Below are 15,218 nucleotides of genomic sequence, written 5' to 3'. Positions count from 1 at the left end.
TCAGCAGGTCAGAGGCATTCTCTTGGTGTAGAACCAGAGCCCGGCGCGGCGGCGGAACAGAGATCGTTCCCGTTGAATAAAGGGGCCGTTCGGGCCGCGATGATAGGCGGCAAAACTGACCGTTCCTACATCGTCCATGGGGCCGCCCTGGGTGGTCTCGAGAATGTCGAGCCGGTAGAGCCTCACCGATTCACCATTAAGCGATAAACGCGCCGGCGTATCCTCTGGTGCCCAGGTGGCGAGTAGATAGTCGCCGTGGCCTACAGCGAAGGCGGTGAAGCGGGCGCGCATGGTGGCCTCGGCCGTGGGGGCCGGCGGCGCACAGGTAACATCCCAGGAGCACCTGATTCCGTGGTAGATACCGCAGCACTCGCCGTAGTTCTGCCCAGAGCAGCAGGGGCAACGGTCATCCGCATCAAGGATGCGACCCGGCGCGTTAGTCATCGATATCCTCGATCCGGACGTGGGAGAGCATGGCGGCGACAGGGGAGTTGTCGCGCGCAGCGAGCAGTTCTGCGCGCTGCTCATCGCTGAGATTGCCGATCAGGGAGATATTGCGGCGCAGCACCGGCTGGTCGGAGTCGGCCCCGACCACCGTGGTCACGGAGACCCGGACGTCCTCCAGCTCGCGAATGCGCGACTCGCGGGCAGCGGCGCGGATTTCCTCGGAGGTGGCCGCGGCGAGCGCAGCAATGAGCAAGGAGCTGGGCGCGATACCGAGGTTTTTGCCGCCGAGTTCCTTTTCGCGGTCGGTGGTGAAGCTGCGTGAGCCGGTGTGGACCAAGTCCGTGAATGCTCCGGCGGGAATGGACTGTGCTTGGGCCACGCCCTCGGGCAGGACATCCTCGGCTTCGGAGTCGGCCGTCGATTGCAGATAAGGGCTTACCCACGTGGCGATGAGATGCGCGGCGCGCTGCGCGGCCCCAGGGCGGGTGGCCAAGTGATCGACCTTATCCAACGCCACCAGTGACTTCGGGTAGCGGGCGCAGAGGAAGATCTTCTGGGCATTATCAATGCCCACCGTCTGGTCCACGGGGGAGTGCAGCAACAGCAGGGGCACCTTGAGCCGGTGCAGGTAGCTTTCCGGATTGACCTCGGCGAGATCCTCGAGGAATTCGCGGGAAATAGTGATATCGCGCCCGCCGAGCTTCAGGGTCACTGCGCCATGCTCATCCACATCGCCGATACGGTCGGCGAAATGCAGCACGGCGTGCGCGGGGTCGAAGGGGGCGCCAATAGTGGCCACCGCGCGGATTCCGCGCATGCGCTCGATCGTGCTGGCGGATACGGCCCGCAGTGCGGCCGCCCCGCCGAGGGAGTGCCCCACTAGTAATTGCGGTGCCTCGTAGTTGCTCTCGAGCCACTCATAGGCGGCGCGGATATCGGCGACATTTGAGCTAAACGAGGTGCGGGAAAACTCGCCTTCTGATTGTCCCAGGCCCGGGAAATCGAAGCGCAGGCAGGCGATGCCCTCATCGGCGAGTGTCTTGGACACTCGAGAGGCCGCCGGGGTGAAACGGGAGCCAGTGAAGCAGTGGACAAACATGGCGAAGGCTTTGGGAGTGCCATCGGGAAGGTCGAGGGTTCCTGCCATGAGCGAGCCGGTGGAGGACGGTAGTTTCACTGAGACTGAGTGCATGCTGCCCAGTCTAATCAGTGTTCGCCGCGGCTTCACCGACGCCTCAGCGCCTCTCTATAAAGGCCTTCCGAGCTGGGTATTTAGGCAAGCAATGGGCGGCTGAGTGGTGCCGGATTTCTTGGAGAGGTGGGATGAGTGCGTCTGGGAGGCTGCCGAGAGTGTCTGGGGCGAGCGCTAAGCTGGAACACCGATAGCACGCGATGACTTCTGGGGTGGGCCCACGGCCAATCTTGGGAGCTGTTCGAGGAGGATGGCCAAAAACAGTGGCTGGCATGAAGTGGTTTTGGAAGGCGCTCGGAGCGAAGGAGACCAAGCACGAGAAGAAGAGCTTGGGTATAGCCGAGCAGGCGCAGCAGATTCTGCGCAGCGAGGGCTCCGCTCTTGGCGGCGACCATGCCGCGGCGGTGGCGGCGGAGTGTTTATCCGGCAGCCCGCGTGCCGCGGGTACCACGATCAGCGATATGCCACGGCTTCTCGCCGCCATTGGCGCCTGCAGTGCCGCTGCCCATGACGAGGAGCCGTTTATCTCGCAGTACCAGGCCGCGCAGCGGCTGCTGGCCGGCGATGTGATCCAGATGGCCACCGGTGAGGGAAAGACGCTGGCTGGGGCCATGGCGGCGGTGGGCTTTGCCCTGCAGGGCCAGCGGGTGCATGTGATCACGGTCAATGACTATCTTGCGCAGCGCGATGCCACCCGGATGGAGAGCGTGTTCCGCCCCTTTGGAGTGAGCGTGTCGTTCATTTCGGAAAAAATGACTGCAGCGCAGCGTCGTCACGCTTATGCCGCGGACGTGGTGTACAGCTCGGTCAATGAAATTGGATTCGATGTCTTGCGGGATCAGCTCATCACCCGCGCCGAGGATGCGGTGCAATCGGGTGCGGATGTGGCGATCGTCGACGAGGCCGATTCGGTGCTGGTGGATCAAGCTCTGGTGCCGCTGGTGCTGGCGGGCACGGATCAGTCCACGGCGCCGACCGGGCGGATCACCGAAATAGTGCGTCGACTCAAAGAAGGCGAACACTTCGATGTCGATGATGAGCGGCGCAATGTGTTTCTCAATGACGCTGGCGCGCACTATGTGGAAGAGGTCCTGGGCATTGACACTCTCTACGACGAGGAGCACATCGGCACTACCTTGGTGCACGTCAATCTCGCGCTGCACGCCCAAGCGCTGCTGATTCGGGATGTGCACTATATCGTGCGCGAGGGCAAGGTTTCGCTTATCGACGCCTCCCGCGGGCGCGTCGCCGACTTGCAACGATGGCCTGACGGGCTGCAAGCCGCAGTGGAGGCAAAAGAAGGTCTAGTGGTGTCTGATGGCGGGCGCATCCTCGATACCATCACGCTACAGGCGCTGATGAAGCGCTATCCGCTGGTTTGCGGCATGACCGGCACCGCGGTGGAGGCCACCGATCAGCTGCGCCAATTCTATGACCTGCGGGTATCGGTGATCGAGCGGGATACGCCGCTGCAGCGCTTCGATGAACAAGACCGTATCTATGCCACCATCGCCGAGAAGAACACGGCGATTGTGGAGGAGATCGACAAGTTGCATCGCCGGAACCAGCCGGTGTTGGTGGGCACCCACGACGTGGCCGAATCCGAGGAGCTGGCCGCAGCCCTTGCAGAGCGCGATATCCCGGTCAGCGTGCTCAATGCGAAAAACGATGCCGAGGAGGCCACCATCGTCGCTGAGGCCGGCGATCTCGGGCGGGTGACGGTCTCCACCCAGATGGCCGGCCGCGGCACCGATATCCGGCTCGGCGGCGCCGATGAGGCCGATCACGACGCCGTGGTGGAGCGTGGCGGACTTGCCGTGATCGGTACCGCGCGGCATCGCACCGCCCGACTCGATAATCAGCTGCGCGGGCGTGCCGGACGCCAAGGTGATCCCGGTAGCTCGGTGTTTTTTGTTGCCCTCGACGATGATGTGGTGCATGCCGGCGGCGGGGGCACGCAGATCCACGCCCGCCCAGATGCTGCCGGGGCTATTGATTCGAAGAAGGTGCGCGACTTTATCGAGCACTGTCAGCGCGTCACCGAAGGCCAGCTGCTGGAGATCCACGCCCAGACCTGGAAATACAACAAGCTGCTGGCAGATCAGCGGGTGATCATCGATGAGCGGCGCCAGCGCCTGCTGCATTCCGAGCAGGCACTCGAGGAGTTCCGGCAGCGCAGCCCCCAGCGCACCGCTGAGCTGGAGAAGACAGTGGAGCATGAGACGTTGGTGCAGGCTGCCCGCGAGATCATGCTCTATCACTTGGACTATGGCTGGAGTGAGCATCTCGCGCTTCTCGACGACGTCCGCGAATCCATTCACCTGCGGGCGATTGCGAAAGAAACACCCATCGACGAGTTCCACCGCATTGCCGTTTCCGAGTTCAAACAGCTCGTGCAGCAGGCCGTGGATGATGCCGTGCAGAGCTTCGAGGACGTGCTGATCGATAACGAAGGTGCGCACCTCGGCGATGAGGGGCTCGTGCGCCCCTCGGCCACATGGACCTACATGGTCAATGACAACCCCTTGTCCGGCAGCGGTAAATCGGTGATGGGCGGGATATCAGGAATGTTCCGATAACTCCCCTCATCACCGGCGTGTGATGAAGCTCATAGGCCATGTCGGCCGTGGGGGAGGCTGCCCAGCGCGCTAAGGTTTTGTTACGCAATCGTAACGGGCTCAGGCACTGGGCTTACACACCCAAGAGCTACTACGCCACGTATGATGTAGACATTACGACCCTGCAGCGACGAGCTGTGCTTGATAGATTCCGTAGGGCAGACGATTTTGTTCACCCAGCGCTACGGCAGCCACCGCACCCGCGGTGAGGGGCGAAGACACACTGTGCTCGAGCAACCGGAGGTTTTTCTCAATGAGTGACAACACTGACGTTTCCCAGAATCAGGTGGAGACTACATCTGTTTTCCGCGCTGATCTGCTTAAGGAAATGGAGTCTGGTGCTCAGGCTGCACCGGCGAATGCTGGCGCGGGCAACCTGCCCGAGGGGGCGGCATTGCTGGTGGTTAAGCGGGGCCCGAACGCGGGTTCGCGTTTCCTGCTCGACCAGGAGACCACCACCGCGGGGCGCCACCCAGAGAGCGATATTTTCCTTGATGACGTCACCGTGTCTCGTCGCCACGCCGAGTTCCGTCGCGATGGCGAGGGCCAGTTCGAAGTAGTAGACGTGGGAAGCCTCAACGGCACCTACGTCAACCGCGAGCCGAAGAACGCTGAGGCACTGCACACGGGTGATGAGGTGCAGATCGGCAAGTTCCGCCTCGTTTTCCTAGCAGGTCCGAAGAAGTAGTAGCGCCCCAGCCCTCGGCTAGGCTACAAAGGATGCATACGGGTCGTGTCGCCGGCGTAGATGCGCTAAGCGGCACCACGTGAACCGAAAGATCAAAAGAAGAAACCTAAGGGTAAAAACAACGTGAGCGCACTACGGGATTCTAAAGACGGCAGCGTGAAGCCACTGCGTCATGCGCGCCAGCAGACCATGTCCATCGGCGTGGTGCTGGAGCGCCTGCGGGGCGAGTTCCCTGATGTGACGGTGTCTAAGATTCGCTTCCTCGAATCCGAGGGCCTCATCACACCCTCCCGCACTCCCTCCGGCTATCGCCGCTTCACGGACAAGGATGTTGAGCGTCTCCGCTACATCTTGGTGACACAGCGCGATAACTACACGCCGCTGAAGGTCATCCGCCAGCAGCTCGAGGCCATGGACTCCGGCGAGGTGACCGCGCTGCTCAGCGCCACGAAGGTGGAGCCGATCATCAGACCGGAAGAGTTCCGGGCCCCAGCCATTACACGGCTGACCGACGATGACGTCGCGGCGCAGGCCGACGTAGACAAGGAATTTGTCCGCGAGCTCGCCGGCGCAGGCTTGATTAGCGCCGATCCCGCTGGTTTCTTCACCGCCGATGATGTGCGTGTGGCCTCCACCGCGCGGGCGCTCACGGAATTCGGTTTCGATGTTCGCCACCTGAAGTCGGTGCGTCATTCGGCGCGCCGCCAAGCAGATCTGATTTCCCAGGTAACCACCCCAGTCGCGCAGTCGGGCTCGGACGTGGCCAAGCACAAGGCCCAAGAGATTTCCGAGCAGCTCACCGCCTTGGTGGTGTCGCTGCATGCGAGCTTGGTGAAAAACGATCTTCGCTCCTAGCCGCACCGAGAAACACCACCATGAGAGTCACGGAGTAGCGCCGCTACATCGTGGCTCTTTTTTAGCAGTGAGTATAAGGACGCTACTCCCATGAATGATCGCAGTTTTATTGATCTCGTCTATCACGGTGTGTTCGTGATTCCGCCCGAGGACTATAACGTCATATTCCTCCGCGTCGTCGGCACCACCCGCATTCTTCCCATCTGGATTGGCGAGGACGCCGCAGCTGCCATCGCCTCGCGCGAGCAGGGGAGAGCACCGGTGCGTCCCCGCGCCCATGATGTGCTCTTACAGCTCGCTGACTCGCACGCCGGCTCCGCGATGGAGGTGCGTATCGACGGCTATGTCCGCGGTCGCTTCACCGCCAGCTTGGTCTGTGGCGATGGCACCGTGCTGGATATGCGCCCCTCGGATGCGATCTTAGTGGCTCGAGAGGAAGAGCTCCCGATCTCCGTGGCCGAGGATGTGCTGTGCCGCACGGGGGTGTTCGTCTCCGCCGATGATCTCTCTCGCGGCTTCGGCATCGACTGCGATGATGTCAGTGATACCGCGGATGAATTCTCCTCGGCCTCCGGTGATGCCCAAGCAGATGCAGACTTTGAGTCCCTGTTGCGCTCGATGGGAGTCGAAGAATCCGACCTGCGCGGCGATAGCAATGGGGACGATAAAACTGACCGCTAGTGTGACAAAAGGTGACAAAGTGATTCAGGCGGCCTAAGCTTAAACTAAAGGTTTAGAGTTTCGGCGTGTCTCCACTGTGGCTCACGGTGTTCTCAGTATTCTGAGTAAGCACTCCTGATCCGGAGGCATAAGAGCGAAACGTGTGTCTCATAATGAACGCGGGCTGTACCTGAACACTATGGGACACGTATCCTGAGAGAAAAATAACAAGGGAGAAATTACACATGTCTGAATCCACCACCCACGGCGTGCAAGAATCCCTCTTCACCATGGGGCCCGACGAAGAGGTTGGCTACCGCGTTCCTATCGCCTGCCAGGTAGCGAATATCACCTACCGGCAGCTGGATTACTGGGCGCGCACCAAGCTCGTGACCCCGTCGATCCGCAGCGCCCGCGGCTCGGGCTCACAGCGTCTGTACTCCTTCAAAGACATTCTCGTGCTGAAGATCGTCAAGGGACTGTTGGACACGGGTATCTCCCTGCAGAACATCCGCCTCGCGGTGGATAAACTCCGCGATCTTGGCGTGGACGATCTCGCCACCATTACTCTCGTCTCCGACGGCACCACCGTCTACGAGTGCCGCTCCTCGGAGGAGGTTATCGACCTTCTCGCCGACGGCCAAGGCGTCTTCGGTATCGCCGTGCCGGGCATCATGAAGGAGCTCACCGGCACCATCTCTGCATTCCCGTCCGAGCGCATCGATGGCGATGCCGAGCTCGAGGTGGAAGACGAGCTCGCTATTCGACGTCGCCGTCGCAGCTCCTAAACACTCGTTTAACGGCACACAGCCCAGGGATAGTTGGTGGATTCTATCCCTGGGCTGTGGCATGTCCGCTTATCCCAAAAGCATACGCAGTAGAGTCACTCTGCTGCGTAGTAGCCCTGATGTGTCTGTGGCTTAGGGGCGCTCGATACCGAAGGACTGCTGCAGCCCCTCGGCGATCTCGGGGGTGTCGGTGGCTGTGCCGACATGACCGCCGGTGCTGCGCGCGAAGTCGGTGACCACTGTGTCCTCTGCTCCGCCACCGACGGTGAGCACGTCGAGCTGCACATTGGCGTCCGCGTAGCGCTGCAGGATCGTGCGCAGCTGCTCATCGTTCATCGGATCGACGGTGCCGGAGGTCACGAGCACGATCTGCACGGCCTCGCCGGTGCTCGCGGCATAGTCGGCGGCGGCGGGCAGGGCGGCGGCCAGGGCCTCGCGGGTCTGGGGCTTCCCACCGGTGCCGAAGCGCTTCATGGCGTCGATGATGGCGGTGCTATCGCTGCTGAAGGCGATGTTATTGCGCCACCCCTTGGTCACACCGGGGTTGAGCGGGGACGAGTAGTTCCACAAGGCCACCGTGCCGCCGCCGCGGATCGCGGAGACCACCAGGGGATCGGCGATGCGGGCGGTTTCGGCATAGAGGGAGTGCCCAGAGGGCGAGGCATTCATCGCCTCGGAGGTATCGAGCAGTAGCAGGGTGTGGTTGATCGGCTGCGTGGTCGAGCCGGTGGATTCTTCCGGAACCTGGGCATAACGCTCGCTGAGAATATCGGCGGTGGTGGCCCAGGTGACGGACTTGTCCTCGGCGCCCTCATTGTGGGCGGTGACGAACTTGGCGAAATGCGCCCCGGCGCGGGACTGTTCCTCCGAGATGACGTCATGGGTCACCAGCGGCACCACGAAGGTAGGAACCTGGGTGTCATCGGGGGCGAAGAAGTCCATGCCCTCGGGGGTCTCAGACTCGGTCACCGCGAGGAGTTGGCTCTCGGCTGCGGGCTCGAAAGAGGGCAGGGTATTGTCCTTGAGCAGCTGTGCACCGGTATCGGGGTTTGCTTTGGAGACAGCGGCGGCGACTAACGCGGCGGCCGGATTCTGGGTCGGCTCGGGGTAGAACACACGCTCGGCGGGCTGGGCATCCCAGCCCTGAGTCGGGGCCGGGGAATCGGGCTTAAAGGCCAAACCAACCGGGGTGCTTGCAGCGATGGCCCAGGTATCGCTGGCGGGAGAAAGCCGTGCAGCATCCAGCTGACGTTGCACCTCGCCGCGGGTTCCGGTGGAGATGAACACGGCGGCGCTGGCGGGATCGTCGACGGTGTTCAGGCTCACGCAATGATCTTTGACCACGGGGCTGCTCTGCGCGTAGTCGTCGACAAGCGAGGAGACCACCGCATCGGGGGTGGAGGAGCTGACCGCTACGGGCACCGGCAGATCGCCCTCGATGCACTCTTTGGCGAAGCTACTATCAGCGCTATCGGCGGATGAGCGCACCGCAAGCCACACGACGAGAGCTATGACCAGTGCAATCATCACCGCGGCTGCGGTGATGAGCTCCTTCGATAGCCGGTAATTAGATTCTCCGGATGCGTGACGGGCCACGGGTGCACCTCTTCCTCACATTGTGATTAGTGTGAACCTTTAGCTGTGGTTCAAGACTCACTCATTAAGTGTAGTGGCAAGAGCACGCTCGACGTAGTAACGCAGACGGTGTCGGATCGGCTCGGCGGCGCGAGACAGCGCGCGCTGGCGGGCCACATACTCGGCTTTGCCCGCGGCGGTTTCCACGGCAACACTGCCGAAGCCGAGGCCGCGGCAATCATAGGGGGAGGCCTCCATGTCGAGGGTGCGTGCCTCGCAGGCCAGCTCGAAGGCGTCGATAACAAGCTCGCTGGGTACCACCGGCAGCATCTTGAAGGACCACTTATACAGGTCCATGGTGGCGTGCAGACAGCCGCGCTGTTCGCAGCTGAGTTGATCCTCGCGCTGCAAGGGCCGGATATTCAGTGGGCGCGCCGGCGGGGTGTAGAAGCGGAAGGCATCGTAGTGGGTGCACTTCAGCGGGCCATGGGCCTCGACCACCGCATCTGTGCCGGCAGCGCCCAAGCGGAGCGGCAGCTCGTGGCGGGCCTCATCGGTACGATAGACCATGGCCCACTCGTGCATGCCAAAGCAATCGAAACGGGCGGGGTTCGTCTCCTCGCGCTGCAGCAGCTCGGCGAGGAAGCGCCAGAGGCGGACCCGCTTAGGGGCAAGGGCAGACAGATTCACGCTGGTGCGGGCCTCATCCCCAGCGCCGGTGGAGCGATAGAAGGACCACTGGGCGTGCGGGGCATCGCCTATCAGCGCGCAGTCCATCCCCGGATGCCACCGGCGCATCTTGCCGGGGGAGAAGGGATAGTAGTCGAACATGAAGTCCCACACTGGGTGCTTTTCCTGCCGTGAGCGACGGCGCAGGTGCTGCTCGGTGAGCGCGTCGACGCGACGCTCATGCTCCCTGCGTCGCCGCTGCCACTCGGCAGTGGCGAGCAGATCAGGCATCTGCGGTGTCCTCGTGGGTCCAGTCACGCACGTTGCCCACGTACTCCTCGATGAGATCCTCGAGGGTGATCACGCCGATGAGCTGGCCGCGATCGCGTACTTGTGCCATGTGGGCGGAGCTACTACGCATCCGCCGAAGGGTCTGATCCAGCACGCCGGAGGCGTCGATATTGATCAGCTGTCGGATCTGGGAGCGTGGGATCACGTCCTGCTGCGAGGAACGCGAGGAGGCGAGGCGATCAAGCACGTCCTTGATGTGGACATAGCCGAGATAGTTGCCCGTGGCCCCGGTGATGGGGAAGCGGGAATAGCCGGTCTCATTGACGGCTTCCTCCAGCTGCTGCACGGTGGGGCCGCGCTCGCCGAAGGGAATAGCGTGGACATCTTCCTTCCGGATGAGCACCTCGCGCACCGAGCGCTTATCGGTGCGTAGAGCCTTGGCGAGGCGGGCATGCTCCTCGGCGTCGAGAAGCCCTTCGGAGCGGGACTCAGAGACCATAATGGCCAGCTGCTCGGTGTCCACTGCGGAATCCAGCTCGTCTTTTTGCTCGATGCCGAAGAGTCGCAGGGTGTGCCGTGCCACCCAATTCATGAAGTTCAGGATGGGCAGCATGATCTTCACAAAGAGAATGTGGGCCGGAACCAGGATCATGGCCAGAGTTTCGGGGCCGGCGAGGGCGATATTCTTCGGCACCATCTCGCCAACGAGAATGTGCAAGAAAGTGATGACCGCCAAGGCGATCGCGAAGGAAATCGCGTGCAAAAAGGATTCGGGTACACCGAGGGCACCGAAGGGGCGTTCCAAAAGGTGCGCGATTGCTGGCTCGCCAACTTTACCGAGCAGCAGCGAGGCGATAGTGATGCCCAGCTGCGCGCCGGCAAGCATGATGGAGAGATGCTCCGTGGCGTATTCCACCTTCTTTGCCCGCGTTTTTCCTTGGGCAATGAGCGCGTCGATGCGGTCCTTGCGCGAGGAGATGAGCGAGAATTCGGCGGCGACAAAGAAGCCGTTGAGAGCTAAAAGGAAAATGGCGAAGATGATTGCTTGGATTCCACTCATGAGGCGTACTCCGCTGCTTCTTCGTTGCTGATAGAGGTAAAGAATGCGCGTTCGACGCGGCGATCGTCCATGGCCGCGACCGAGGCGATCCAGCGTCCGGTCATGCCGGTTTCAAATTCATCGCGCATATCGTGCTCCGTGAGCGGGAGCAGAACGACGTCGCCCGGCTGGGGGATGCGACCCAAACACGTCATGATGAGCCCGCCGACAGTTTCATAGCGGTGATCATCGGGGGCGGCATAACCAATGGCTTCGGCGAGCTCGTCGACGCGAACCAGCCCGGCAACCTCCCAAGAATCGCCAACGCGGCGGAAGTCCTTTTCTGCCTCGGCATCGTCGTGTTCGTCGTAGACCTCGCCGAGCAGCTCCTCGACCACATCCTCAATCGTGACGATGCCGGCGGTGCCGCCATACTCATCGGCGACCAACACCATTTGGGAGCCGGCGGAGCGTACCGCATTGAGCACGGCATCCCCATCGAGGGAATCGGGCACGGTATTGACTTCGCGGGCCAGCTGCGCCACCGGCACCTCGGGGCGCCGGTGCGTGGGGATGGAGAACGCGTTTTTGATGTGCACGACGCCGATGGTGTCGTCGAGATCGTCGTCCACCACGGGAAAGCGGGAATGACCGGACTCCAGCGCCAGCTGGACCAAATCCTCCACCGAGTCCGTGCTGTGCAGGAACAAAATAGTAGAGCGGGGAGTCATAAACTCCTCGGCGGTGGCTTCACCGAACTTCAGCGCCCGATCAATCATGCGCGCCTTGGACACATCGAAGGTGCCAACTTGGGCGGAGTTACGCACCAAAGCGCCCAGCTCTTGGGCGGAGCGGGCGCTGGCCAGCTCATCGGCGGGCTCGATACCGAGCTTGCGCACAATAAAGTTGGCCGAGGAGTTCAATGCGGTGATAAACCACTTGAGTGCCTTGTTAAACCACTGCACAGGGGTGACCACCACGCGGGCGGTGGCCCACGGGTCCGTGATCGCCATGTTCTTGGGCACGAGCTCGCCATAAATCATGGACAAGAAGGTGGCCACGATCAGGGCGAGGATCAAAGCTATGGGCGAGGCCGCCCGCTCCGATAGGCCGACTAATTCCAGCAGCGGGGTGAAGAAGCGGGCTAAGACCGGCTCCGCCAAATAGCCCGTTGCCAGGGTGGTGATGGTGATGCCCAATTGGGCACCGGAGAGTTCGAAAGAGAGATTCTCGTGGGCATCGCGAACGCGCTGAGAGACAGCGTCTTTTTTGTGCGCGACGTGGTTATCGATGGTGGAGCGCTCGAGCCCGGTGAGAGCGAACTCGATTGCCACGAACAGTCCCGTGCCGGCGGTCAATGCCACAAAGCCGAGGAGAGCCAGAATGCTGAAAAGTATATCCATAATTGTTGATCGGCTAAAACAATACCGAACTGTCTATCCTACGTGGGAATATGTCGGCGTGTCGTCACAGAGCCTTTGCCCCAGGCGCCGCCCTTTTTCTTCTTCGGCCGAAACCCGCGGCGCCCACCCTGCGCGGGCTGCTGCGCGCCGCCGCGCGAATCCGCAGCAGAGCGGCGGGAGCCAGAGCTCGACTTCTTGCCCGCGCGCCCTCCTGACTGCGTACGTGCAGATTCGCTCTGGGAGGGGCGGGTCTGGCGAAGTGGACCGATCAGCGAGGCGAGCTCGGCGGAATCGAGTTCCAGCTGGCGGGGAGTAACCCCGGCGCTGCGGAATTGCTCCTCGGCGCGGCGCTGGCGGTTAGCGTCGATAATGCTCAGGCTATTGCCTGTCGCGCCGGAGCGAGCGGTACGGCCGGAGCGATGCACAAAGGACTTCGGGTCGAAGGCCAGACCGAGGTGCACCACCAGGTCAATATTGGCGATATCGATGCCGCGGGCGGCAATATCGGTGCAGATCAACACGGGCGCCTCGCCGGAGGAGAAGCGCTCCACGGCCGCGGTGCGCTGGGCTTGGGTGCGATCGGAGTGTACCGAGCAGGCGCCGGTATCGCGGGCGTAGCGATCGACGTCTTCCTTCGTGGAGCAGAAGATGATCGTGCTCGCGCTCCGGCGAGCGAGGCGATGAATGAGCGCGTCGCGTTGCTCCTTCGTGCGCACCATCACCAACCACTGGCTCAAACCCTCGACCGCGGCGGTGGCCGCGCCATCAGAGAGCTCGTGGACGCGGGCATGCGGAGCCAGCCGCCGGGTGCTCTGATCCACCGTGGCGGAAAACACCAGCCTTTGGGCGCTCTCGGGTATCCGGGCCGCGATGGCATCAAGCTGCGGGGCAAAGCCCACCTCGGTGAGGTGATCGGCCTCATCGACGACGAAGATCTCCACCGCATCTAGGCTCAGTAACTTCCGTCGGCGCAGATCGAGCAGCCGCGCGGGGGTGGCCACGGCGATATCCACTGGGGCGGCCAGCTGGGTACGGTGGGTGGCGATGGGCACTCCGCCGCTGAGCACGAGGGTGCGTAGCCCCACCGCGGCAGCAAGATCCTCGATACGATCGGTGATCTGCTGTGCTAATTCGCGGGTGGGGGCGAGAATGAGTGAGCGTGGCTGGCCAGGCACGGAGGTGCGAGAGAGCCGCTCATCGGTGGCGAGCCGCGTGATCAGCGGCAGGGCAAAGGCATAGGTTTTCCCCGATCCGGTATGGCTGCGGCCGATAACCGAGGCCCCCGCCAGCGCATCAGGGATCGTCGCCTCCTGGATCGCCGTCGGGTGGGTGAGCTCACGGCGGGTGAGCTCGTGAACGAGCTGATCGGGTAAAGCGAGATCCCTGAAGGTGCGCACAGTACTCCTAGGCTTCGACCTCGGTGCGGTCACCGCTCCAGAGGGTGTGGAAGCTGCCCGGACGGTCGATGCGCTCATAGGTGTGGGCGCCAAAGTAGTCACGCTGCGCCTGAATGAGCGCGGCGGGTAGGCGCGAGGAGCGCAAAGAATCGTAGTAGGACAGCGAGGAACCGAAGACCGGAATGGGCAGACCCAGCTGGGTGGCGATAACCACCACGCGACGCCAGGCATCCATGCTCTGCTCCATCTCTGCCCGGAAGTAGGGATCGAGCAGCAGCGAGGTCAGCTCCGGGGTGGAGTCATAGGCCTCGCGGATACGATCCAGGAACTTCGCGCGAATGATGCAGCCATCGCGCCAAATGGTGGCGAGATCGCGGGGGTCGACGTCCCAGCCGTGCTCGGCGGAGCCGGCCTTAATCTCGTCGAATCCCTGCGAGTAGGCCACCAGCTTGGAGGCGTAGAGAGCGGAGCGGACATCGTTAATGAAGTCCTCGCGCGTCACGCCGAGATCCTCGAGGGTGCGCAGGGAACCGGAGGCGAGCTCACCGGAGGTCGCGGCACGCATCGCGCGATCGCCGGAGAGGGCGCGGGCGAACACGGCCTCGCCAATACCAGTCACGGGGATTCCGAGATCGAGGGCGGCCTTGACGGTCCAGCGGCCCGTGCCCTTTTGCCCGGCGGCATCCACCACGATGTCGACCAAGGGGGTGCCGGTCTCGGCATCCACCTGCTTGAGCACCTCGGCGGTGATCTCCACGAGGTAGGAGTCCAGATCGCCGTTGTTCCACTCAGAAAACACCTCGGAGATCTCCTGGGGAGTCATTCCAGCCGCGTAGCGCAGCAGGTGATAGGCCTCGCCGATGACCTGCATATCCGCGTACTCGATGCCGTTGTGCACCATCTTCACGAAGTGGCCGGCACCATTGGGGCCGATATGGGTGCAGCAGGGCACCCCGTCCACGTGGGCCGAAATGGACTCCAGCAGCGGGCCGAGCGATTCATAGGATTCGGCGGAGCCGCCGGGCATGATGGCCGGCCCATTGAGAGCGCCTTCCTCGCCGCCGGAGATGCCGGCGCCAACGAAGTGCAGGTTGCGGGAGCTGAGCTCTGCTTCACGACGGATGGTATCGGTGTACAGCGCATTGCCACCATCGATGATGATGTCGCCTTCATCCATGGCGTCGGCAAGCTGCTCGATCACGGCATCGGTGGCCTTACCGGCCTGCACCATGATGATGGCGCGACGGGGGCGCTCCAGCGAGGCTACGAACTCCTCGATGGTGGCGGCGGGCAGAAAGTCTCCTTCATCGCCGTGGTCGGCGATGAGGGCCTCGGTCTTGTTGTAGCTGCGGTTATACACCGCAACGGTGTGACCCTTGTGAGCGAAGTTGCGGGCGAGGTTGGACCCCATTACTGCAAGGCCAACGACACCAATGGGAGCGAGTTTTTCTGCATTCGACATGTGCTCAATCGTAGACGTCACGTGACAGGAGAGTCATATCGAGCGCATCGACGCTAACGCGGAGAGAGCAAGGACGGGCATCTCCGCGCGGATTCGGTTGCAGCACCATTGACTTCACGGGGTAGGACGTGTGG

Annotated in this window: 13 protein-coding genes; 5 read left to right on the top strand and 8 right to left on the bottom strand. The window is 62.5% G+C overall.

Annotation, left to right across the window (positions count from 1 at the left end):
- Both GBB18_RS09280 and GBB18_RS09275 read right to left on the bottom strand, forming a co-directional pair.
- On the bottom strand, window positions 1-444 hold the full coding sequence (locus tag GBB18_RS09280; RefSeq protein ID WP_151548527.1) for a YchJ family protein: 444 nt from the start codon (window positions 442-444) through the stop codon (window positions 1-3).
- Window positions 437-1,639: an alpha/beta fold hydrolase gene (locus GBB18_RS09275; RefSeq protein WP_151548528.1), complete on the bottom strand. Its 1,203-nt coding sequence runs from the start codon at window positions 1,637-1,639 to the stop codon at window positions 437-439. Before GBB18_RS09275 ends, GBB18_RS09280 begins: the two co-directional genes overlap by 8 nt.
- A 263-nt stretch (window positions 1,640-1,902) precedes the next feature.
- On the opposite strand from GBB18_RS09275, the gene secA2 reads away from it, so the two are divergent.
- The 5 genes from secA2 to GBB18_RS09250 all read left to right on the top strand — a co-directional run bounded on the left by secA2 (window position 1,903) and on the right by GBB18_RS09250 (window position 7,248).
- Window positions 1,903-4,218, top strand: coding sequence for an accessory Sec system translocase SecA2 (gene secA2, locus GBB18_RS09270; protein WP_192796005.1), 2,316 nt, complete (start codon window positions 1,903-1,905; stop codon window positions 4,216-4,218).
- 292 nt (window positions 4,219-4,510) lie between these two features.
- Window positions 4,511-4,945, top strand: coding sequence for an oxoglutarate dehydrogenase inhibitor Odhl (gene odhI / locus GBB18_RS09265; protein ID WP_151548530.1), 435 nt, complete (start codon window positions 4,511-4,513; stop codon window positions 4,943-4,945).
- Window positions 4,946-5,134: 189 nt separating this feature from the next.
- Window positions 5,135-5,800, top strand: a complete 666-nt coding sequence (locus GBB18_RS09260; protein WP_151641497.1) for a MerR family transcriptional regulator — start codon at window positions 5,135-5,137, stop codon at window positions 5,798-5,800.
- Between the two features lie 90 nt (window positions 5,801-5,890).
- The gene (locus GBB18_RS09255; RefSeq protein ID WP_151548531.1) at window positions 5,891-6,481 is read left to right on the top strand and encodes a bifunctional nuclease family protein; all 591 of its coding nucleotides are present in this window, start codon (window positions 5,891-5,893) and stop codon (window positions 6,479-6,481) included.
- A 224-nt stretch (window positions 6,482-6,705) separates the two neighbouring features.
- A complete protein-coding gene (locus tag GBB18_RS09250; protein ID WP_151528825.1) occupies window positions 6,706-7,248 on the top strand; it encodes a MerR family transcriptional regulator in 543 nt (180 codons plus the stop codon).
- A gap of 132 nt (window positions 7,249-7,380) precedes the next feature.
- Here the strand turns inward: GBB18_RS09250 and GBB18_RS09245 are convergent, their stop codons facing one another.
- The 6 genes from GBB18_RS09245 to gndA are packed head-to-tail and all read right to left on the bottom strand — an operon-like array spanning window position 7,381 to window position 15,084.
- Complete coding sequence (locus tag GBB18_RS09245) at window positions 7,381-8,844, bottom strand: hypothetical protein (RefSeq protein ID WP_151641479.1); 1,464 nt, start codon at window positions 8,842-8,844, stop codon at window positions 7,381-7,383.
- Between the two features lie 57 nt (window positions 8,845-8,901).
- Window positions 8,902-9,783, bottom strand: coding sequence for a 3-methyladenine DNA glycosylase (locus GBB18_RS09240; RefSeq protein WP_151548533.1), 882 nt, complete (start codon window positions 9,781-9,783; stop codon window positions 8,902-8,904).
- Complete coding sequence (locus GBB18_RS09235; protein ID WP_151641478.1) at window positions 9,776-10,843, bottom strand: hemolysin family protein; 1,068 nt, start codon at window positions 10,841-10,843, stop codon at window positions 9,776-9,778. Before GBB18_RS09235 ends, GBB18_RS09240 begins: the two co-directional genes overlap by 8 nt.
- Window positions 10,840-12,225, bottom strand: coding sequence for a hemolysin family protein (locus GBB18_RS09230; protein ID WP_151548535.1), 1,386 nt, complete (start codon window positions 12,223-12,225; stop codon window positions 10,840-10,842). The genes GBB18_RS09235 and GBB18_RS09230 overlap by 4 nt, the downstream gene beginning before the upstream one ends.
- 38 nt (window positions 12,226-12,263) lie before the next feature.
- Window positions 12,264-13,622, bottom strand: a complete 1,359-nt coding sequence (locus GBB18_RS09225; protein WP_192796004.1) for a DEAD/DEAH box helicase — start codon at window positions 13,620-13,622, stop codon at window positions 12,264-12,266.
- A 7-nt stretch (window positions 13,623-13,629) separates the two neighbouring features.
- Entirely contained in the window at window positions 13,630-15,084 is a 1,455-nt protein-coding gene (gene gndA / locus GBB18_RS09220; RefSeq protein WP_151548537.1) for an NADP-dependent phosphogluconate dehydrogenase, read from the bottom strand.
- Between the last annotated feature and the right edge of the window lie 134 nt (window positions 15,085-15,218).

Source organism: Corynebacterium sp. 11A, from assembly GCF_008930935.1.
Lineage (GTDB): Bacteria > Actinomycetota > Actinomycetes > Mycobacteriales > Mycobacteriaceae > Corynebacterium > Corynebacterium megadyptis.
The sequence above is the reverse complement of the archived record's forward strand: the minus strand, read 5'-3'. Positions and strand labels throughout refer to the sequence as shown.

Bases quoted from the DNA above. Each gene is read 5' to 3' on its own strand.
- GBB18_RS09275 (WP_151548528.1), bottom strand. From the start codon at position 1,639: ATGCACTCAGTCTCAGTGAAACTACCGTCCTCCACCGGCTCGCTCATG.
- GBB18_RS09260 (WP_151641497.1), top strand. From the start codon at position 5,135: ATGTCCATCGGCGTGGTGCTGGAGCGCCTGCGGGGCGAGTTCCCTGAT.
- GBB18_RS09235 (WP_151641478.1), bottom strand. From the start codon at position 10,843: ATGAGTGGAATCCAAGCAATCATCTTCGCCATTTTCCTTTTAGCTCTC.
- GBB18_RS09255 (WP_151548531.1), top strand. From the start codon at position 5,891: ATGAATGATCGCAGTTTTATTGATCTCGTCTATCACGGTGTGTTCGTG.
- odhI (WP_151548530.1), top strand. From the start codon at position 4,511: ATGAGTGACAACACTGACGTTTCCCAGAATCAGGTGGAGACTACATCT.
- gndA (WP_151548537.1), bottom strand. From the start codon at position 15,084: ATGTCGAATGCAGAAAAACTCGCTCCCATTGGTGTCGTTGGCCTTGCA.
- GBB18_RS09280 (WP_151548527.1), bottom strand. From the start codon at position 444: ATGACTAACGCGCCGGGTCGCATCCTTGATGCGGATGACCGTTGCCCC.
- GBB18_RS09250 (WP_151528825.1), top strand. From the start codon at position 6,706: ATGTCTGAATCCACCACCCACGGCGTGCAAGAATCCCTCTTCACCATG.
- GBB18_RS09230 (WP_151548535.1), bottom strand. From the start codon at position 12,225: ATGGATATACTTTTCAGCATTCTGGCTCTCCTCGGCTTTGTGGCATTG.
- GBB18_RS09240 (WP_151548533.1), bottom strand. From the start codon at position 9,783: ATGCCTGATCTGCTCGCCACTGCCGAGTGGCAGCGGCGACGCAGGGAG.